This window comes from Ruegeria arenilitoris, from assembly GCF_013032855.1.
Taxonomy (GTDB): Bacteria; Pseudomonadota; Alphaproteobacteria; order Rhodobacterales; family Rhodobacteraceae; genus Ruegeria; species Ruegeria arenilitoris.
Genome location: NZ_WQDA01000002.1, coordinates 399,182 through 416,692, shown reverse-complemented (window position 1 = coordinate 416,692; position 17,511 = coordinate 399,182). Strand labels below are relative to the sequence as shown.

Annotated in this window: 21 protein-coding genes; 12 read left to right on the top strand and 9 right to left on the bottom strand. The window is 60.5% G+C overall.

The genetic code is table 11. The annotated features are described in order from the left end of the window. Positions 1–125 precede the first annotated feature (125 nt). Positions 126–1,037, top strand: coding sequence for an FAD-dependent thymidylate synthase (gene thyX, locus GOW72_RS08260; RefSeq protein ID WP_093962566.1), 912 nt, complete (start codon positions 126–128; stop codon positions 1,035–1,037). A 43-nt stretch (positions 1,038–1,080) separates the two neighbouring features. Next, positions 1,081–1,389 (top strand): hypothetical protein, encoded by a 309-nt coding sequence (locus GOW72_RS08255; RefSeq protein ID WP_244952363.1) that lies wholly within the window; start codon positions 1,081–1,083, stop codon positions 1,387–1,389. A gap of 82 nt (positions 1,390–1,471) precedes the next feature. On the opposite strand, the gene GOW72_RS08250 is transcribed toward GOW72_RS08255, so the two are convergent. Further along, positions 1,472–1,678 carry a cold-shock protein gene (locus GOW72_RS08250; protein ID WP_008758035.1) on the bottom strand — a complete coding sequence of 69 codons (207 nt, stop codon included), beginning with the start codon at positions 1,676–1,678 and terminating at the stop codon, positions 1,472–1,474. A 213-nt stretch (positions 1,679–1,891) separates the two neighbouring features. On the opposite strand from GOW72_RS08250, the gene GOW72_RS08245 reads away from it, so the two are divergent. Next, positions 1,892–2,209: an ArsC/Spx/MgsR family protein gene (locus tag GOW72_RS08245; RefSeq protein WP_170366514.1), complete on the top strand. Its 318-nt coding sequence runs from the start codon at positions 1,892–1,894 to the stop codon at positions 2,207–2,209. 42 nt (positions 2,210–2,251) lie between these two features. Further along, positions 2,252–2,620: a hypothetical protein gene (locus GOW72_RS08240; protein WP_170358498.1), complete on the top strand. Its 369-nt coding sequence runs from the start codon at positions 2,252–2,254 to the stop codon at positions 2,618–2,620. 1 nt (position 2,621) lies between these two features. Here GOW72_RS08240 and GOW72_RS08235 read toward each other — a convergent pair whose 3' ends face one another. The 5 genes from GOW72_RS08235 to thrS form a co-directional block, all read right to left on the bottom strand. Continuing rightward, complete coding sequence (locus tag GOW72_RS08235) at positions 2,622–3,149, bottom strand: DoxX family membrane protein (RefSeq protein ID WP_170366513.1); 528 nt, start codon at positions 3,147–3,149, stop codon at positions 2,622–2,624. Continuing rightward, positions 3,146–3,910, bottom strand: a complete 765-nt coding sequence (locus tag GOW72_RS08230; RefSeq protein WP_170366512.1) for an HvfC/BufC N-terminal domain-containing protein — start codon at positions 3,908–3,910, stop codon at positions 3,146–3,148. Before GOW72_RS08230 ends, GOW72_RS08235 begins: the two co-directional genes overlap by 4 nt. Further along, positions 3,907–4,764: an MNIO family bufferin maturase gene (gene bufB, locus GOW72_RS08225; RefSeq protein WP_170366511.1), complete on the bottom strand. Its 858-nt coding sequence runs from the start codon at positions 4,762–4,764 to the stop codon at positions 3,907–3,909. The genes GOW72_RS08230 and bufB overlap by 4 nt, the downstream gene beginning before the upstream one ends. 73 nt (positions 4,765–4,837) lie before the next feature. Further along, positions 4,838–5,140, bottom strand: a complete 303-nt coding sequence (locus GOW72_RS08220; RefSeq protein WP_005982123.1) for a BufA1 family periplasmic bufferin-type metallophore — start codon at positions 5,138–5,140, stop codon at positions 4,838–4,840. Positions 5,141–5,362: 222 nt separating this feature from the next. Beyond that, complete coding sequence (thrS, locus tag GOW72_RS08215) at positions 5,363–7,321, bottom strand: threonine--tRNA ligase (RefSeq protein WP_093962560.1); 1,959 nt, start codon at positions 7,319–7,321, stop codon at positions 5,363–5,365. Positions 7,322–7,540: 219 nt separating this feature from the next. On the opposite strand from thrS, the gene GOW72_RS08210 reads away from it, so the two are divergent. From GOW72_RS08210 to GOW72_RS08190, 5 genes are all read left to right on the top strand, one after another. After that, positions 7,541–8,290 (top strand): alpha/beta fold hydrolase, encoded by a 750-nt coding sequence (locus tag GOW72_RS08210; protein ID WP_170366510.1) that lies wholly within the window; start codon positions 7,541–7,543, stop codon positions 8,288–8,290. Continuing rightward, positions 8,290–9,282, top strand: coding sequence for an alpha/beta hydrolase (locus GOW72_RS08205; RefSeq protein ID WP_170366509.1), 993 nt, complete (start codon positions 8,290–8,292; stop codon positions 9,280–9,282). Before GOW72_RS08210 ends, GOW72_RS08205 begins: the two co-directional genes overlap by 1 nt. Beyond that, positions 9,282–9,707, top strand: a complete 426-nt coding sequence (locus GOW72_RS08200) for a VOC family protein (RefSeq protein WP_170363102.1) — start codon at positions 9,282–9,284, stop codon at positions 9,705–9,707. The genes GOW72_RS08205 and GOW72_RS08200 overlap by 1 nt, the downstream gene beginning before the upstream one ends. Positions 9,708–9,727: 20 nt before the next feature. Next, on the top strand, positions 9,728–10,342 hold the full coding sequence (locus tag GOW72_RS08195) for a hypothetical protein (RefSeq protein WP_170366508.1): 615 nt from the start codon (positions 9,728–9,730) through the stop codon (positions 10,340–10,342). Between the two features lie 84 nt (positions 10,343–10,426). Continuing rightward, positions 10,427–11,137 carry an alpha/beta fold hydrolase gene (locus GOW72_RS08190; protein ID WP_170366507.1) on the top strand — a complete coding sequence of 237 codons (711 nt, stop codon included), beginning with the start codon at positions 10,427–10,429 and terminating at the stop codon, positions 11,135–11,137. On the opposite strand, the gene GOW72_RS08185 is transcribed toward GOW72_RS08190, so the two are convergent. Both GOW72_RS08185 and phaZ read right to left on the bottom strand, forming a co-directional pair. After that, entirely contained in the window at positions 11,134–11,718 is a 585-nt protein-coding gene (locus GOW72_RS08185) for a DUF6151 family protein (RefSeq protein WP_170366506.1), read from the bottom strand. The genes GOW72_RS08190 and GOW72_RS08185 overlap by 4 nt on opposite strands. Next, positions 11,718–12,989 (bottom strand): polyhydroxyalkanoate depolymerase, encoded by a 1,272-nt coding sequence (gene phaZ / locus GOW72_RS08180; RefSeq protein ID WP_170337826.1) that lies wholly within the window; start codon positions 12,987–12,989, stop codon positions 11,718–11,720. The genes GOW72_RS08185 and phaZ overlap by 1 nt, the downstream gene beginning before the upstream one ends. Positions 12,990–13,100: 111 nt before the next feature. On the opposite strand from phaZ, the gene GOW72_RS08175 reads away from it, so the two are divergent. The 3 genes from GOW72_RS08175 to phaR all read left to right on the top strand — a co-directional run bounded on the left by GOW72_RS08175 (position 13,101) and on the right by phaR (position 16,171). Next, positions 13,101–14,903, top strand: coding sequence for a PHA/PHB synthase family protein (locus GOW72_RS08175; protein WP_170366505.1), 1,803 nt, complete (start codon positions 13,101–13,103; stop codon positions 14,901–14,903). 130 nt (positions 14,904–15,033) lie between these two features. Beyond that, entirely contained in the window at positions 15,034–15,480 is a 447-nt protein-coding gene (locus GOW72_RS08170) for a phasin, PhaP (protein ID WP_170338288.1), read from the top strand. Between the two features lie 136 nt (positions 15,481–15,616). Then, the gene (phaR, locus tag GOW72_RS08165; RefSeq protein ID WP_170363106.1) at positions 15,617–16,171 is read left to right on the top strand and encodes a polyhydroxyalkanoate synthesis repressor PhaR; all 555 of its coding nucleotides are present in this window, start codon (positions 15,617–15,619) and stop codon (positions 16,169–16,171) included. A gap of 48 nt (positions 16,172–16,219) precedes the next feature. Here phaR and GOW72_RS08160 read toward each other — a convergent pair whose 3' ends face one another. After that, on the bottom strand, positions 16,220–17,434 hold the full coding sequence (locus GOW72_RS08160; RefSeq protein WP_170366504.1) for a DegT/DnrJ/EryC1/StrS family aminotransferase: 1,215 nt from the start codon (positions 17,432–17,434) through the stop codon (positions 16,220–16,222). Positions 17,435–17,511 lie beyond the last annotated feature (77 nt).

The following is a 17,511-nucleotide window of genomic DNA, read 5'->3' as shown; positions in this document are numbered from 1 at the left end:
GCGTGTCGAGGGGGCGGTCGCAGAGAAACCGAAAAATGCGCGACGTAGCACACATATGGCGGTTTCAGTGCCGATGTTGCCGATATATAGTGGTCGGCGACTCATTTCAAAAACGAGGTATGTCCATGCCGCTGTCCGCCGAACAACTGGCCGAGATCGAAGAGCAACGCGCACAAACGCAGTCGACCCGCCGTGTTGTGGCTCCGGGTATGGAACAGCACCTCTACACTGCGCATCCTGTTCTGGACCACGGATTCGTTCGGGTCATCGACTATATGGGCGATGATGCTGCGATCTGCCAGGCGGCCCGCGTGTCCTATGGCAAAGGTACGAAGTCCGTACAGAATGACGAGGGGTTGATCCGCTATCTGATGCGCCACTGGCACTCGACCCCGTTCGAGATGTGCGAAGTGAAACTGCACGTGAAACTGCCGGTCTTCGTGGCTCGTCAGTGGATCCGCCACCGCACGGCGAACGTGAACGAATACTCGGCCCGTTATTCGATCCTTGACCGGGAATTCTACATTCCCGCGCCGGATCAATTGGCTGCGCAATCAGCGATCAACAATCAGGGGCGGGGCGAGGCGCTGCAGGGCGAAGAGGCTGCGCGCGTGCTGGACATTCTCAAGGCCGACAGCGCCCGCTGCTACGACAATTACGAAGCGATGATCGGCCAGGATGGCCAGCAGGGTCTGGCGCGCGAACTGGCGCGGATGAACCTGCCGGCAAACATCTACACGCAGTGGTATTGGAAGGTGGACCTGCACAATCTGTTCCACTTCCTGCGCCTGCGGGCAGATCCGCATGCGCAATACGAGATCCGCGTCTATGCCGAAACCATGTGCAAGATCGTGGCCGACTGGGTACCGTTCGCGTACAAGGCGTTCGAAGACTATCGCCTGGGTGCGGTCAACCTGTCGGCACAGATGGTCGAAGCGCTGCGTCGGATGCTGAAGGGCGAGCAGGTGACGCAGGAAAACTCGGGCATGACCGCGCGCGAATGGCGCGAGTTCGAAGCGGTGATCCGCGAAGGCTGATCGCCACCTGTTCGGATTGTCATGATCCTGTTACACTTTGGGCATGACGTTCAGCTTGATGTTTAGAACTGCGGCGATCGCTTTGTTGCTGGGCCAGCCGGCCTACGCAAAGTCGCCAATCGCTGAGGTGATCTGTGAGCCCACGGCGCGGATGCATGACAAACTGCGCCACCAATTCGGGGCGCAGCAGACCGCCTCCGGTGTTCGGGGACCCGAGCAGATCATGGAGGTGTGGACCAGCCGTCGCGGTGACTGGACCCTTGTCGTAACCTATGCGACCGGGACGTCCTGCATTGTGGCCATGGGCGATAACTGGACAAACCGCACCGAGGCCGACCCGACGCGAGGTTAGACTATCCGGGAAGAGGGTGGACAACGGCCTGTCAATTGGCCGTTGACCTTGTTTCGTCGCACCCGCCAGTTGGCGGGCCCTTTTACAATGGCTTCAAATCAGCCGCCATTTGGCGGCCGTCACGTCCGTCCTGCAACTCGTACGAGACTTTCTGATTGTCGGCGAGTCCGGTCAGGCCGGATCGTTCTACGGCCGAGATATGCACAAACACATCCTTACCCCCTTCATCGGGGGCAATAAAACCATAGCCTTTGGTCGTATTGAACCACTTCACGGTGCCGGTTGGCATTTCCCGTGTCTCCTTCTCCTTGCGCGTCACCCAGCAAATCGGCAGGGCATAGTCAAAGCGACCACAAACCCACGCAGTTCCGAACGAACGAGACGGCGTAAATTGTGTGTTTCGCCTTTTTCAACATTGCACGGTGAAGTAAAAAATCAAGGAATACTGGGTTAACCTATTCGTTTTGCCCGAAATTGCTGCAACGACCGGAGTGGATACATCATGCGCCTTTTTGGCCTGAAGACCTGCGATACCTGCCGTAAGGCACTGAAATCACTGCCTGATGCCGAATTCATCGATGTCCGAGGTGCGGGTGTTCCTTCGAAGATGTTGGCCAAAGCGTTTGACCAGTTCGGCGAAGCCTTGCTCAACACCCGCTCGACAACTTGGCGTGGATTGGACGACGATCAACGCTCGCGACCACCGCTGGAACTACTGGCGGATCATCCTGCCCTGATGAAGCGTCCGCTGATCGAACGTGACGGGCACTTGTTCCTGGGCTGGACCCCGCAAACCCGCACAGCCCTTGGCATTGCTTGAACGGGTGACTATCTGAACCGGCGCAACAATCAGGAATACTTCATGCGAAACGCAGCCATGATATTGGGTGTCATTGCCGGTCTGGTCGGAATGATCGTCGGTTTTTTTGGGTACGGGTTTGTCGAGCTTGTGGATCGTTACGGCGAGATCGAGGGGTTGGCAGAGCAGGTGGAAAACCCCCAGCTTATCAAGACAGCATCGCTTTTGGCGCCGTTGCTGGCGATTGCCGGGGGGGCCATGGCGCATGCGCGTGCGCTGGTGGCGGGAGTGCTTCTGCTGATTTCCGCGGCGGGGATGTACTATGCCTTTGGCTTCGGCGTGTTCACCATGTTCCCGATTGCCTTCGCCGGCGTCGCGGGGCTGCTTGGGATCGCCGCGGGCAAGCCGGACGAACCCAAGGCGCATTTCTAGATCATTTCAGGCGCAGAACCCGATCGAGCGAGAGCGGGCCCGCGCCGTTGATCACGATCACAACGAAGAGGAAGGTCCACATGACCCGCTGATCCATCAGGGTGATGGTGTTGTCGAACAGACCGCCCAGTTTGACCCCGTGCCCGGTGACATCGGTGAAGGTCTGGACCCAGACGAACCCGATCATGCCCAGGGCGGCAAGGCGGGTCAGCAGCCCCACCAGAAGCAATGCAGGCAGGATGAATTCGGCCCAGGTTCCGGCGACGGCAACGGGCCAGGTAAAGAACCCTAGCTGCGAGCTGTCGTAGCCGACGGCCTCCATGGCCTTGGGGAAGATCTGGACATAGGCCCCATCCGAGGGGAACAGGAACCCGAAAAAGCCGCTGCCCAGCTTGGTCATGGCCGAGTTCCAGTAATAGACCAGAAGAACCGCTATGAAAGTCAGCCGCGCCACGGTCGGTGTCAGCCAGTTCGAGGTGTGGTCCAGCTTTCCAAGTGCGGAATTGTGCATAGAGATCAGGGCAGTCATGTTTCCGGCCTTTCGATAGTCACTGAAGTAATTGCACTGCCCTGCAACAGCAGTGCCAGGGTGGCACCCAGGTCGAACGCGGGCGTCCGAGTGGTGGTTGCCTCGAAGGCCTGACCAATGGTCTGGCCGGCCTGCATGGCGGTGATCCAGTCGACCCCGCCGGGCGGCAGCAGGTGTGGCGACGGGTCGAATTCGGGGCGCGTGATCAGCACGTCCTGCGCACCGGGCTGAGGCTTTGGCGCGCCGTCTTCGGTGTTGAACCGCCAGATGGAGTGGATGGGCCAGTCGGATCGGATCAACTGCATGGCCGGGGCAAAGCCCAGCCGGGCCTGCATCAGGTCTTCGGGCGGCAGGGCGGCCAGCGCGTCGGGCGCGATCGGTTGGCTGTCGGCGGCGTGGTAGGACCGGCGCAATGCCAACTCCAGCCGTGCCACGTCGGGCAGATAGCCAAGATGCGCCAGTTGCTCGGTGTCGGCGAGGAATTCGGGGAAGTTCTCGCCATAGAACATCATCAGCGGAGAGCTAGGCGGGTTCCGACGCAGATAGATCCCGGCCAGACCGTCCATATTCTGCGGACCCAGCAGCTTGGTTATGACCGGAAATGCCTGGTGCATGGCCTCGGTCAGCGACACGGCCACGTTGTTGCGGTAGACGCTGAAGCGGCGTCCGGCGGGGCGGGCCTGATCGTCCAGCAACCCCTCGGGCACGGGAGCCGTCGGATCCAGCAGGGCCGCCCGGAATTCTGATTGCGAGACGCTCATGCCGGGATCCGGTCCAGCGCGGATTGCGCGCGTTCTGCCTCGGCGCGCAGGGTGGGCCAGTCGGGCACGTCATTGTCCCATTCGATCAGCACGGGTTTGGGGCCCGACTGGTCGAGCACATAATCCAGCAACGCCCAGACCGGATCGACGACGGCGCGGCCATGGCTGTCGATCAGCAGGGGTTGGCCGTGATCGTCCTGATCCTCGTCATGGCCACCCAGGTGGATCTCGCCAACCTGGTCCAGAGGGTAGGCGTCAATATAGGCCCGCGGGCTGTAATTCAGATTGGTGGCCGAGACGAAGACGTTGTTGACGTCCAACAGCAGGCCACATCCGGTCCGGCGCGCAACCTCGCGCAAGAAGTCGGGTTCGGACCACGTGCTTTCGGTAAAAGCGAGATAGCTGGAGGGATTTTCCAGCAACATCTGCCGGCCCACCGTCTGCTGTACCTGGTCGATATGATCGCAGATGCGGGCCAGTGTGGCGTCGGTATAGGGCAGGGGCAGCAGATCGTTCAGGAACTGGCTGTCATGGGTGGACCATGCCAGATGCTCCGAAAAGCTGGCCGGGTTCAGCCAGCCCACAAGATGCTTCAGGCGGGCCAGGTGCTCGGCGTCCAGCGGGCCTTCGCCACCGATGGACAGGCCCACGCCGTGCACGGAAATGGGAAACCGTTCGGACAGGTGGCGTAGCTGCGCCAGCGGTCGGCCGCCGTCGCCCATGTAGTTTTCGGCGTGAATTTCCAGCCAGCCGACCGGGCCGGGCTGGTCAAGGATCTCGGCATAGTGCTGCGGCTTGTAGCCGACCCCGGGCGCGGCGGGCAGCCGTTGCATTCTGCGGGCGTCATCCAACATCGCGTGATCCTTCTCAGCAAGAAACAGGGCGGGCTGTTTGGTTTAGCCCGCCCCTGACATTCCTTCCCGTGCCTTATGCCGGCAGATCGCGTTCCAGCGGCTCGAGCGAGCCTTTGCGGGGCGTTCCGTCCGCGGATTTGGGCAGCTCGATGTCGGCGCAGGTGCCCGCATCGACCAACGTCCAGGCGTTGCCTTGGTAATCCACGGTCGAGGTGCCGGCACATGTGGTGCCCGGTCCGGCGGCGCAGTCGTTCTGGCCTGCCAGCGATACGCCATAGCATTTTTCTTTGGCCTGAGCGGCGGCGGTGGTTGCAGAGCCCGCAACGGCTGCGGCAACGGCGCTTGCGATTACGAGGGTTTTGGCGGTGTTCGACATCTCAGGTAATCCTTTTCGTGATTGCGTATGTCTGCTTGTGACAGTGACAAAGGTAACGGCTGACACTGCTCTGTTGAATTCACGAGCCCGTGTCTCACGGCTGTGTCAGGGAGCGTTAATGCCCCTTGCAAGTTAACACACTGTAATAAATTAGGAAATCCAGAAATGTTTCAATCCGGCCCCGTGCTGGGGGCCGGATTGGCGGCAAGACTGTGCCGATTGTTACAGAAGATCGGGGGGCGTTGCCGCGTGCGCCAGCTCTTTTGTTACAGCGTCAAGCGGCTGGACCTGGGTCTGCTTCTCGCCCAGGCGGCGGACGCTGACTGTGCGCTCTTCGACCTCGCGGTGGCCGACGGCCAGGATCACCGGCACCTTGCCGACGGAATGTTCACGGACCTTGTAGTTGATCTTCTCGTTGCGGATGTCGGCCTCGGCCCGGACACCGGCAGCCTTGAGCGTTTCGACCACTTCCAGAACATAGTCATCGGCCTCGGAGGTTATCGAGGCCACGACGACCTGGCGCGGCGCCAGCCAGAACGGCAGTTTGCCGGCGTGTTCTTCGATCAGGATGCCGATGAACCGTTCGAACGACCCCAGGCAGGCGCGGTGCAGCATCACCGGACGGTGTTTGGCCCCATCGGCGCCGATATAGGTGGCGTCCAGCCGTTCGGGCAGGACGAAATCCACCTGGAATGTGCCGCATTGCCAGTCACGCCCGATTGCGTCGGTCAGGACGAATTCCAGCTTCGGCCCATAGAAAGCACCTTCGCCGGGGTTCAGTTCCGGCTCGACCCCCGCAGCGCGGGTGGCGGTCAGCAGGGCTTCTTCGGCCTTGTCCCAGACCTCATCCGAGCCGGCGCGCTGTTCGGGGCGATCCGAGAATTTGACCTTGAAACTGTCAAAACCCAGATCCTTGTAGACATCGGTCAGAAACCCGATGAAGCGGGCACATTCATCGCCGATCTGGTCCTCGGTCGAGAAAATATGCGCGTCGTCCTGAGCAAAGCCGCGGACCCGCATGATGCCATGCAGCGCGCCCGAGGGTTCGTAGCGCGCGCAGGATCCGAATTCGGCCATGCGCAGCGGCAGGTCGCGGTAGGATTTCAGGCCCTGCTTGAAGATTTCCACGTGGCAGGGGCAGTTCATCGGTTTGAGCGCGTTCACGGCCTTTTCGCGGGCGTGTTCCTCGTCGACTTCGACGATGAACATGTTTTCCTGGTACTTGTCCCAGTGGCCCGAGCGTTCCCACAGCTTGCGGTCGACCACCTGAGGGGTGTTGACCTCGACATAGCCGCCGCGGTGCTGGGCACGCCGCATATAGTCCTGAAGCTGGGTGTAGATGGTCCAGCCGTTGGGGTGCCAGAAGATCTGGCCCGGGGCCTCTTCCTGCATGTGGAACAGGTCCATCTCGCGGCCCAGCTTGCGGTGGTCGCGCTTGGCGGCCTCTTCCAGCATGTGCAGGTGCGCCTTGAGCTTTTCCTTGCCGGTGAAGGCAACGCCATAGATACGCTGCAGCATCGGGCGGTTGCTGTCGCCACGCCAGTAGGCGCCGGCGATGGACATCAGCTTGAACGCGTCGCCGGGTAGTTGGCCGGTATGCTGCAGGTGCGGGCCGCGGCACAGGTCCTGCCAATGGCCGTGCCAATACATGCGCACCGGCTCGTCACCCGGAATCGCCTCGATCAGCTCGACCTTGTAGGGCTCGTTGTTGGCCTTGTAGAACGCGATGGCACGTTCGCGGTCCCAGATCTCGGTGGTGACGGGATCGCGCTTGTTGATGATCTCTTTCATCTTTTTCTCGATGAGGCCGAGATCTTCGGGCGTGAAGGGCTCTGCGCGGTCAAAGTCGTAATACCAGCCGTTTTCGATGACCGGGCCGATGGTGACCTTGGTGTCGGGCCAGATTTCCTGCACCGCGCGGGCCATCACGTGGGCGAAGTCGTGGCGGATCAACTCGTTGGCCTGGGCCTCGTCCTTCATCGTATGGAGAGCGATTTCGGCATCCTGTTCGATGGGCCACTGCAGGTCCCAATGCTGGCCGTTGACGGTGGCCGAGATGGCCTTTTTCGCCAGCGAGGTGGAGATGTCGGCAGCGACCTCGGCCGGCGTGACGCCTGCCGCGTAGGATCGGGAATTGCCATCGGGGAAGGTAAGAGAGACGGATTTTGAATCCAGGGCCATGGTCTGGCTCTCCTCGTCGGTTTGGCGCCCACTGAACGCCCGGTTGCGGGTTATGGTGTCGGGTCCGTTTGGCAGGTGGTGGTGGCTGTGTCAAGCGTTGGCGGGCAGAGGGCTCTGCTCCAAGCGTGCCGCGGGATATCTGCCTCCAGATGACGGAGGGGCGGGAATTGCACTTGGGCGCGGTGCGTGCATGATGCTGGAAAAGCAAGTGAGGGTTTCATGGCAGCGACGACATTTCTGGAAACGCCACAGAGGCGGCGGCTGGCCTATCACAAGAGCGATGGGGCGGGGCCCACGGTCGTTTTTCTGGGTGGCCTCAAGTCGGACATGGAGGGCACCAAGGCGGTGCATCTCGAGGACTGGGCCCGGGCACGTGGGCAGGCCTATCTGCGGTTCGACTATTCCGGGCATGGCGAAAGTTCCGGCCGGTTCGAGGAAGGGTGCATCGGGGATTGGCATGAGGACACGGTTGCGGCGGTTTCAGCGCTGACCGAAGGGCCGCTGATTGTGGTGGGTTCGTCCATGGGCGGCTGGCAGGCGCTGTTGCTGGCGCGGGCCATGCCCGAGCGGATCGCGGGGATGGTCACCATCGCTGCGGCGCCGGATTTCACCGAGGACGGCTATTGGGCCTCGTTCACCGACGAACAGAAACAGGCGCTGGAGACGGTGGGGCATGTTGAACTGCCTTCGGACTACATGGAGCCTTACATCATCACCAAGCGGATGATCGAGGATGGCCGGACGCTGTTAGTCTTGCGGTCGCCGTTGAACCTGCCGTTCCCGGTACGGTTTCTGCAAGGCACGGCGGATACGGCGGTTTCCACCGAGACGGCGGTACGGCTGCTCGACCATGCCAGCGGTCCGGACATGCGGCTGTTGCTGGTCAAGGATGCGGATCACCGGTTCTCGGACGGGCCATGCCTGGGGCTGATCGAGGATGCGGTTCGCGACGTGATGGGGGCAAATTGATGCGGCGGCTGGGGCGGTTTCTCGGACGGGCCTTGCTGGCGTTGATGGTGGTCGGCGGGCTGATCTACTGGTTCGGCCCGCGCGAAGAGGTGGATCTGCACCCGCGGTTCGATCCGCGCAAGTTCGGCGAGGGGGTTCAGGTCTATTTCGAAAGCATCGAGTCCGCCTATGACGATATCGTACCGGGCGTCGAAAAGCGGGTGATCTGGCAGGACGGATTCAAAGAACGGCGCGCGCCCTATTCGGTGCTTTATGTGCACGGGTTCTCGGCCTCGTCCGAGGAAATCCGCCCGGTGCCCGACAGGATCGCTGAGGCGCTGGGGGCCAATCTGGTCTATACGCGCCTGCAGGGGCACGGGCGCGACGGGCTGGCAATGGCCGAAGGGACGGCCTCGGGCTGGATGCGGGACATGGCCGAAGGCCTGGCCGCCGCCCGCGCCGTGGGCGACAAGGTTATCGTGATCTCGACCTCGACCGGGGGAACCCTGGCGGCAGCCGCGGCGTTGGACCCCGAACTGAGCAAGGACGTGGTCGGGATGGTGTTCATCTCGCCCAATTTCGGGGTGCAGGCGGCCGGATCCTGGATACCGTCACTGCCTTGGGCGCGCAGCTGGCTGCCGTTGCTGATGGGGGAAACCCGCGAGGTGTCGGGCCCTGATCCGGAAAAGAACCTGTATTGGTCGTCCTCTTATCCGTGGGAGGCGGTGGTTCCGATGTCTGTTCTGGTCGATACCGTCTACGAGCTGGATTTTTCGGGCGCACTGGTGCCGGCTCTGTTCTGGTTCGCGGATGACGATCAGGTGGTTCGGCCCGACCTGACTCACAAAGTTGCAGAAGACTGGGGGGCACCTGCGACCGTTCGGACCGTAACTATGGGGTCGGGTGACGACCCGCAATCGCACGTCATTGCCGGACGGCTGATGTCGCCGGGGCAGACCGATGCGACGGTGGCCGGTATTCTGCAATGGCTGAACGGTTTGGGGGTGGAGTGATGGAGCAACGCGTCAGCCTGATCACGATCGGGGCCGAAGATCCCGAAGCCGCAGCCCGCTTTTACGAGGCGCTGGGCTGGCGCCGCACCGACAGCCCGGACGGGGTGATCGTTTTTGACCTGATCGGCCAGACGCTGGGTCTGTATTCATTGACCGCGCTGGCCGAAGAAATCGGGGTTGGCGTTGAAACCCTGGGGCGCGGCGCGATGACGCTCAGCCACAATTGCCGATCCAAGGAGGGTGTCGCCGAACTGTTGCAAGCTGCCGAGGCAGCGGGGGCCGAAATCCTGAAGCCGGCCTCGGACGTGTTCTGGGGCGGGCACCATGGGTACTTTCGGGCACCGGATGGCACGATCTGGGAAGTTGCGTTCAACCCGTACTCGGCCCTCGCGCCGGATGGGGCCTTTCGTTGGAACGGGTATTGAATATGCGCAGACCGGGCAGCATGTGGAGCCTCGAGACCCTGGGCCGCGTGCGCCTGTCGCGCCATTTCTTCATGCGCGATTTCCTGTATTCCGAGATCGGGAACTTTCACAAAAAACAGAACCTGCCGGACAACCCGGATCTGGCCATCGAAACCGGCCGTGCATTTTGCGAAACCCTTCTGGATCCGTTGGAGGAAACATTCGGGCGTGTTGCCGTCCGGTCTGGATACCGGTCACCCGCGCTGAACCGGTTTGGAAACGAGAACAAGTTGAACTGCGCCCGCAACGATCATCCACTTGAATGCCACATCTGGGACCGGGGAACAGGCGAGGCGCGAATTGCCGGAGCCTCGATCGTGATCCCATGGTTTGCCGACCGGTACGCACAAGGCAGGGACTGGCGCGATCTGGCCTGGTGGATGCACGATCATCTGGATTATTCCGAGATCTGGTTCTTTCCCAAACTCTGCGCCTTCAATCTGGTGTGGCGGCCCACCCCACTGCGCCGGATCGACAGCTACATTGCGCCGCGGGGCAGTCTGCTCAGGGCCGGTACCGATCCGGATGAGGCCCTGCGTGAACGCCGTCGGCGCTATGCGGACTTTCCCGAATTTCGCGCAATCCGCTATCCCTAAAGTTTTTCTTGCCCGTCTGCGCCGAAACTCTCATCCTGATCAACAAAACGGCCGAGCCGATCGGCCAGTACAAGGAGGCCCTGCGTGATCGAGCCGCTGGTCTTGTTGCCAGGATTGATGTGCGATGCACGGCTGTTTCAGCCGCAAACAACCCGGCTGTCTCAGACCAGGCCGGTGATGGTCGCGCCGATCGGCGGCGGTGATCGGATCGAAGAGATTGCCTCGTCGCTTTTGGACCAGTTGCCCCACCGCTTTGCGTTGGCTGGTCTGAGCATGGGGGGCATTGTCGCGCTGGAACTGGTGCGCCGGGCCCCGGAACGCGTGACCCGCCTTTGCCTCATGGCGACGGATGCGCAGGCCGATACCCCCCAGATCGCCGCTGACCGCGAAGAGCTGATCGTTGCGGCACAGGCTGGCCGTCTTGAGGATGTCATGCGCAAGGTTCTGGGTTCGGACACGCTGGCCCCCGGACCGCAGCGGATCCCGATATTGAACGACATGCTGGAAATGGCGCTGGAGCTGGGACCGGAACTGTTCGTGCGCCAAATGCGCGCTCTGCAGCGCCGCCCGGATCAGCAGGGCACATTGCGGCGAATAAAGGTGCCGACATTGGTTCTGTGCGGGGCACACGACACTCTGACGCCGGTCAGAAAACACAGTTTCATGGCCGAGTTGATCCCCGGTGCAGCCTTGCATGTGGTGGACATGGCGGGGCATCTTCCGACGCTTGAAGCGCCGGGTGAAACCACCGACGCGCTGTCCGACTGGTTGAACATACCCGTGCGGGCTTTCTAGTCGTACAGCGCCTTGCGTTCTTCAAGGCTGATGACATGCGGAGCCACGACCGGATCGCCGGTTACGACGTCGAAGAACGGAGTTTGCTTCCAACGACCGGAAAGGCGCGCCGCAATGACTCTGCGGATCATGCCGAGAACAGCAGGAGCCACATTCTCGTGCTTCCATTTGCCATTCGCCTGCGGGACATGGGCGCGGGTCTTCACAGGCCCCAGAGGGGATGGATCGGAAAACCTGGCGACATCAAATCCGGCAAAGGGGAATTTCATGCTGCTGGTGGTGGTCGCCAAAGGCGCGTTGCAGCATTTGGCGTACCATCGAAACAGACCTTTGGGTCCCAGCCGCATCACGGCCAGGTTCTCGGCGCCTTTGGTGATGCGGATATATTCGGGCGACATCTGAAAAATGTCTACCGGCCCCGGTGCGGGGTCAGGTTGACCGAAATACAGCTGTCCGGCGCGGCAATCTGGGCAGAAACAGACGACATGGGTGCCACTGGACACCCCTTTGGCCGTGATCTCGCCGCTAAGCTCACCGCAGTTGCAGGCGAACGGAAGGGCAGGCGCCGGGTCTGCGGACATCAAGCAACCTTGTTGCTGTTGGCCGCGCGGCGGCGCGGTTTGCGGCTGTTTTCGTTCATGAAGTCTATGACCAGCGGGCGGATATTGTCACGCCAACTGCGTCCGGCGAAGATACCGTAATGGCCCGCGCCGGGTTCGACATGGCTGGCCTTCTTGCTGTCGGGCAGGCCGGTGCACAAGTCCAGCGCCGCGATACACTGACCGGGGGCCGAGATGTCGTCATTGGCGCCTTCGACCGTCTTGACCGCCACATCCGTGATTTTGCCGATGTCGACTTTGTGGCCAGCCACGATGAACTCATTCCGGGCGATCTCACGGTTCTTGAACACCCGCTCGACCGTCGAGAGGTAGAACTCTGCCGTCATGTCCATCACGGCCAGATATTCATCGTAGAAACGGTTGTGGGCGTCATGATCCGACGCCTCACCCCGCATGACGCGCTGGATCTGGTCGGAGAACGCCTTGCCATGGCGCTCGGCATTCATCGACATGAAGGATGCCAATTGAAGAAGCCCGGGATAAACCATGCGTCCCACGCCCTTGTATTTGAAGCCCACCCGCTGGATCATCGTTTCCTCAAGCTGGCCCATGGTCACCCGGCGGCCGAAATCGGTGACTTCGGTCGGGGTTGCGTCAGGGTCAACCGGGCCACCGATCAGCGTCAGCGTGCTGGGCTGCGCCTTGGGGTCGGTTTCGGCAAGGTACGCCGTCGCCGCAAGGGTCAGGGGCGCGGGCTGGCAGACAGCGACGACATGCGTGTCCGGCCCCAGCTCCTTCATGAAATCGACAAGGTACAGGGTGTAGTCCTCGACATCGAACTTGCCTTCGGACACGGGGATGTCGCGCGCGTTATGCCAATCGGTCACGTAGACTTCGCAATTGACCAGCAGGCTCTTGACGGTCGAGCGCAGCAGGGTGGCGTAGTGTCCGGACATCGGCGCAACCAACAGCACCTTGCGCGGTTGCTCTTTGCGGCCATTCACGCGAAAGTGGACCAGATCGCCAAACGGGCGTTCAAGCACGGAGGTGACATCCACCAGATGATCTTTGCCGTCTTCGCAGGTAAACGTTCGGATACCCCAATCGGGTTTCACGACCATGCGTTGAAACGTGCGTTCGGTTACTTCGCCCCACGCGGCCATCCAGTTGAATGCCGGGTTGGGGATCATGGAAAACTGGGGGTAGGACGCCATCGCGCTTGCGGTTGCACCAAGCCATTGGTTGGTGTTGCGCATGGTTTCCATCAGGTCGTAGGTCATCATGTAACGCACGGGAATGGCCTCCTAAATGTCAGCCTGAGAGTTCGGACCATTCGTCGCTTTGCCCCCCGGTGCCCACGACGATATTCTGCACAGCAGCGAGGTTAGGGGGGATTTGTTAAAATGACAACAAGTGAAGGCCACATGCCCGACTTAAGCGACGAACACGTTGAACGCCTTAAGGAAAACATGCTGAAAGTCGAAGACCTGTCCAAGCGGCTGATCGAGGTGATGGCGTCAAAAAAAGCTCATACTCCCGCGCTGGACGGCCCGAATCAGGAACTTTTTGCAAGAGCAGCAACAGCTTATTGGGCCGAGGCCCTGCAGAACCCGGCCAAGTTGTTGGAACAACAGCTGGAATACTGGGGAAAGTCCGTCCTGAACTTTGCTGCGGCGCAGCAGGCCCTGCTGGCCGGCGAAGGCGAAGCGGACGAGGCTCCGAGCAAGGATAAACGCTTCTCGAACCCGCTGTGGGATACGAACCCCTATTTCCGTCTCGTCCGTCAGCAATACCTGACCAATGCCGAAGCCATCGCGAACGCGGTGGAGTCGGTCGAGGACTTGGACGCCAAGGACAAGCGGCGGCTGAAATACTTCTCGCAGCAGATTGTCGACATGATGTCGCCGACGAATTTCCTGCCGACCAACCCGGACGCTCTGCAGAAGGCGATCGAAACCGATGGCCAGTCGCTGATCCAGGGGCTGGAGAATCTTGTTGCCGATCTCGAAGCGAATGATGGCGAGTTGATCGTCAAGCTGGCGGACGAAAACGCGTTCAAGGTGGGCGGCAACCTGGCCACAACGCCCGGCGAAGTCGTCTATCGAAATCGGATGATGGAACTGATCCAGTACAGTCCTGCGACTGAGACGGTTTATGAAACCCCCGTCGTTCTGTTCCCGCCCTGGATCAACAAGTTCTACATTCTGGATCTGAAGGCACAAAACAGTCTGATCAAGTGGATCACCGATCAGGGCTATACCTTGTTCGTCGTCAGCTGGGTCAATCCGGATTCCAGCTATGCCGAAACGGGAATGGAAGACTACGTTCAGGACGGATTCCTGACGGCGGTCGAAGAGGCCAAGAAGATCTGCAAGGTCAAACAGGTCAATGCGGTCGGGTACTGCATTGCCGGAACGACCTTGAGCCTCACTCTGTCGCTTTTGAAACAGCGCGGTGACAAGTCGATCAAATCCGCCACGTTCTTCACGGCGCTGACCGATTTTTCGGATCAGGGCGAGTTTACCCCCTTCCTGCAGAATGATTTCATCGACGGGATCGAGGAAGAGGTGAACAAGGAAGGTGTGCTGCGGTCATGGATCATGGCGCGCACGATGTCGTTCCTTCGGTCTCGCGACCTGGTTTATGGACCGGCGATCCGCAGCTACATGCTGGGCGAGACGCCACCCGCCTTTGACCTTTTGTACTGGAATGGGGACGGCGCGAACCTGCCCGCGAAAATGGCCGTGCAGTATCTACGTGGCTTGTGTCAGCGCAACGAGTTCGCCTCGGACGGGTTCGAATTGATGGGCCACAAGCTGCATGTCCGCGATGTGGATGTGCCGTTGATGGCGATCACCTGCGAGACGGACCATATCGCCGCTTGGAAAGACTGCTATCGCGGCGTGCAGAAAATGGGGTCGCGCAGCAAAACCTTCATCGTTTCGGAATCGGGACATATTGCAGGCATCGTCAATCCGCCCAGCAAAAAGAAATACGGTCACTATACCAACCCCGATCTCAAGGCGGGTGCCGATACCTGGATGAAAGAGGCAAGCTTCCACGAAGGCTCGTGGTGGCCCCGCTGGGAGGCTTGGTTGAAGAAGCGGTCTGGCAAGCAGGTTCCGGCACGCGAACCGGGTGATTCGAGCCACCCACCGTTGGCTCCGGCGCCGGGAACCTATGTAGTCGCCAAACCAAAGTCTTGATTTCACATTGAAACTAAAAAATTCTGCGGTGCAGCAACAAAAAACTTGAAATGCTGCGGCGCAGCAATCATATTGTCCTCAAGCTGATGAAACCCGGGGTGGGCCCGGACCGGCTGAAAGGATTAGGACAATGGCAAAGACCCAAGACTTTACCGCGATCATGAAAGACATGATGGGCGCGTTCCCGGTGGACACCTCCGCCGTTGAAAATGCATTCAAATCGACCGCTTCGCTGAACGAAAAGCTGTCGGGTGTTGCTCTGGAAGCTGCCGAGAAATCGGCTGAAATCTCGAACAAATGGACCAAGGAAACTCTGGCCAAGCTGAGCGAGATGTCGAAAGCCAAAGCAGAGCCGGCCGACTACGCCAAAGCAGCAACCGATTTCGCCAGCGCTTCGGCTGAAGTTGCTGCCGAGAACCTGGCTGCTTTCGCTGAAATCGCCAAGAAAGTTCAGTCGGAAACTGTCGAGCTGCTGATGGCTGCTGGCAAAGAAGCTGCGGAAGAAACCACCGCGGCCGTCAAGAAAGCCACCAACGAAGTGACCGCTGCTGCCAAGAAAGCTACGGCTGCCAAGTAAGCAAGATCCGCGAAACGCACCCATCCCTCCCAAATTGGTGCAATCGCTAAGGGCAGGTCCATTGACCTGCCCTTTCTTTTTGTTCTGCAGTCGCATAACCTCTGCTGCAACGCATCATCCTTGGGGAGGGTAAACGGTGTCGGACAAAGATAAACCTCTGCTGATCAAGCGGTATGCCAGCCGTCGGCTGTATAACACCGAGACCAGCGACTACGTCACGCTCGAGGACATCGCTGGGTTCATCCGCGACGGGCGCGAGGTTCAGATCATCGACCTGAAAACCGGCGACGACCTGACACGACAGTATCTACTTCAAATCATTGCCGAACATGAAAGCCGGGGTGAGAACGTTCTGCCTGTGAACGTTCTGAATGACCTGGTGCGCAGCTACATGGTGCCGGGCGGGGGCATGATGCCTCAATTCCTGCAATCCAGCTTTGAGATGCTGCGCGAAAGCCAGGCCAAGATGATGGAAAACATGAATGCGATGAACCCCATGAGCAGCATGCCCGGGTTCGAAGCAATGCAGGCGCAGCAGCAGGCGTTCCTGAAGGCCATGACAGGCGGGCTGTCGGGTAATTGGTCCGGGCCGGACAAGGACGAAGAAGGCAAGTCCGAGTCCAAAGAAGACTTGGACGACATCAAGAAACAACTGGCCGAGTTGCAGCAGAAGCTTTCCAAGCTCAGCTGATGTCGGACAGACCCGGACAACCCGAGCCTTTTCTTTCCTGTGTTGGGGTCAGGTGCCGAAGGCCACTTCGGGCGCGGTAACCTCGCCGACCGAGGCCAGGATGATGTCGGCTATTACATCCAGTTCCGCGCGGGTCAGGCGCACCGGCAGGCGCACGTCACAGGCCGACATCAGCATTGCTCGTGTTCGAGGCAACTCGACCTGCTCTGGCAGAAACTGCCAGTTCCAGAAGGCGCGGGCGTTGTCCTCGCTCAGACCAAAGACCTGCACCTTGACGCCACGGCCCTCGGCGGCGGCGGCAAATGCCTTGATCTGATCTTTGTTCAGATCGACCAGGTTGAACTGGATCGAATCCGGCGCACGCCGTTCCGGTGTCAGCGGGTCGGGTACGTGGACGTGCGGTGAGCTGTTCAGGCGCTGCGCGACATAATCGTGGTTGGCCAGCCCGTCCCGCACCCGCCGCGCCAATTCGGGCAGTTGGGGGCGGATCACCGCGGCACTGAGGTTGCTCATGCGCAGATTGTAGAGCGGCAGCTTGTTCTGCCATCGGGCAAAGGCCTGCTCCAGATCGGGCGTATTCTGGCCGTGCGGTCCTTTGTGCTTCTTCCAATTGTGCTCATAAGCGCCCGACATGATCACGGCGCGGGCGACCAGGTCGGCGTCGTCGGTGACAAGGATGCCTCCTTCGCCCGCGTTGATCATCTTGTAGGACTGGAACGAGAAACAGCCCACCTTGCCGATGGTGCCGATGTTGCGGCCATGCCAAGTGGTGCCCAGCGAATGAGCCGCGTCCTCGATCACCGGGATGTCGCGCGCGTCGCACAGCGCCATGATCGCGTCCATGTCCGAGGTATGGCCGCGCATGTGGCTGATGATCACCGCTTGAGCGTCGTCGAGCTTGGCCGCGAAATCGTCGATGTCGATGCGGTAATTGTCGCCCACCTCGCACAGGACCGGAACGCAGTCGGCATGAACCACCGACGAGGGCACCGCCGCAAAGGTAAAGCCCGGGATCAGCACCCGCGCGTCCCGCGGCAGCCCCAGCGCCTTGAGCGACAAGAACAACGCCGCCGAACAGGACGACACCGCCAGCGCGTATTTGCTGCCCAGCAACTCGGCGAATTCGGCCTCAAGCAAAGCAACCGGCGCGTCCTGCGGCGCGGTATAGCGGAACAGGTCCCCGGATTGCATCAGGGCTTCGATCGCGTCTCTGGCAGCGGCGGGGATGGGTTCGGCGTCGTGGACGTTGGGTGGCAGCGTCATATTTGATAATCCCAAATTCTATGTTTGGAAAAGATAAAATGAAAGCCCGCGTAAACCAAGCCTTCATTCGCCTGCTG

Coding starts and splice junctions, on each gene's coding strand:
- GOW72_RS08210 (WP_170366510.1), top strand. CDS start 7,541: ATGGCAGCGACGACATTTCTGGAAACGCCACAGAGGCGGCGGCTGGCC.
- GOW72_RS08205 (WP_170366509.1), top strand. CDS start 8,290: ATGCGGCGGCTGGGGCGGTTTCTCGGACGGGCCTTGCTGGCGTTGATG.
- GOW72_RS08195 (WP_170366508.1), top strand. CDS start 9,728: ATGTGGAGCCTCGAGACCCTGGGCCGCGTGCGCCTGTCGCGCCATTTC.
- thrS (WP_093962560.1), bottom strand. CDS start 7,321: ATGGCCCTGGATTCAAAATCCGTCTCTCTTACCTTCCCCGATGGCAAT.
- GOW72_RS08255 (WP_244952363.1), top strand. CDS start 1,081: ATGACGTTCAGCTTGATGTTTAGAACTGCGGCGATCGCTTTGTTGCTG.
- GOW72_RS08235 (WP_170366513.1), bottom strand. CDS start 3,149: ATGACTGCCCTGATCTCTATGCACAATTCCGCACTTGGAAAGCTGGAC.
- GOW72_RS08220 (WP_005982123.1), bottom strand. CDS start 5,140: ATGTCGAACACCGCCAAAACCCTCGTAATCGCAAGCGCCGTTGCCGCA.
- GOW72_RS08200 (WP_170363102.1), top strand. CDS start 9,282: ATGGAGCAACGCGTCAGCCTGATCACGATCGGGGCCGAAGATCCCGAA.
- GOW72_RS08230 (WP_170366512.1), bottom strand. CDS start 3,910: ATGAGCGTCTCGCAATCAGAATTCCGGGCGGCCCTGCTGGATCCGACG.
- GOW72_RS08245 (WP_170366514.1), top strand. CDS start 1,892: ATGCGCCTTTTTGGCCTGAAGACCTGCGATACCTGCCGTAAGGCACTG.
- GOW72_RS08250 (WP_008758035.1), bottom strand. CDS start 1,678: ATGCCAACCGGCACCGTGAAGTGGTTCAATACGACCAAAGGCTATGGT.
- GOW72_RS08160 (WP_170366504.1), bottom strand. CDS start 17,434: ATGACGCTGCCACCCAACGTCCACGACGCCGAACCCATCCCCGCCGCT.
- GOW72_RS08175 (WP_170366505.1), top strand. CDS start 13,101: ATGACAACAAGTGAAGGCCACATGCCCGACTTAAGCGACGAACACGTT.
- thyX (WP_093962566.1), top strand. CDS start 126: ATGCCGCTGTCCGCCGAACAACTGGCCGAGATCGAAGAGCAACGCGCA.
- GOW72_RS08240 (WP_170358498.1), top strand. CDS start 2,252: ATGCGAAACGCAGCCATGATATTGGGTGTCATTGCCGGTCTGGTCGGA.
- bufB (WP_170366511.1), bottom strand. CDS start 4,764: ATGTTGGATGACGCCCGCAGAATGCAACGGCTGCCCGCCGCGCCCGGG.
- GOW72_RS08170 (WP_170338288.1), top strand. CDS start 15,034: ATGGCAAAGACCCAAGACTTTACCGCGATCATGAAAGACATGATGGGC.
- GOW72_RS08185 (WP_170366506.1), bottom strand. CDS start 11,718: ATGTCCGCAGACCCGGCGCCTGCCCTTCCGTTCGCCTGCAACTGCGGT.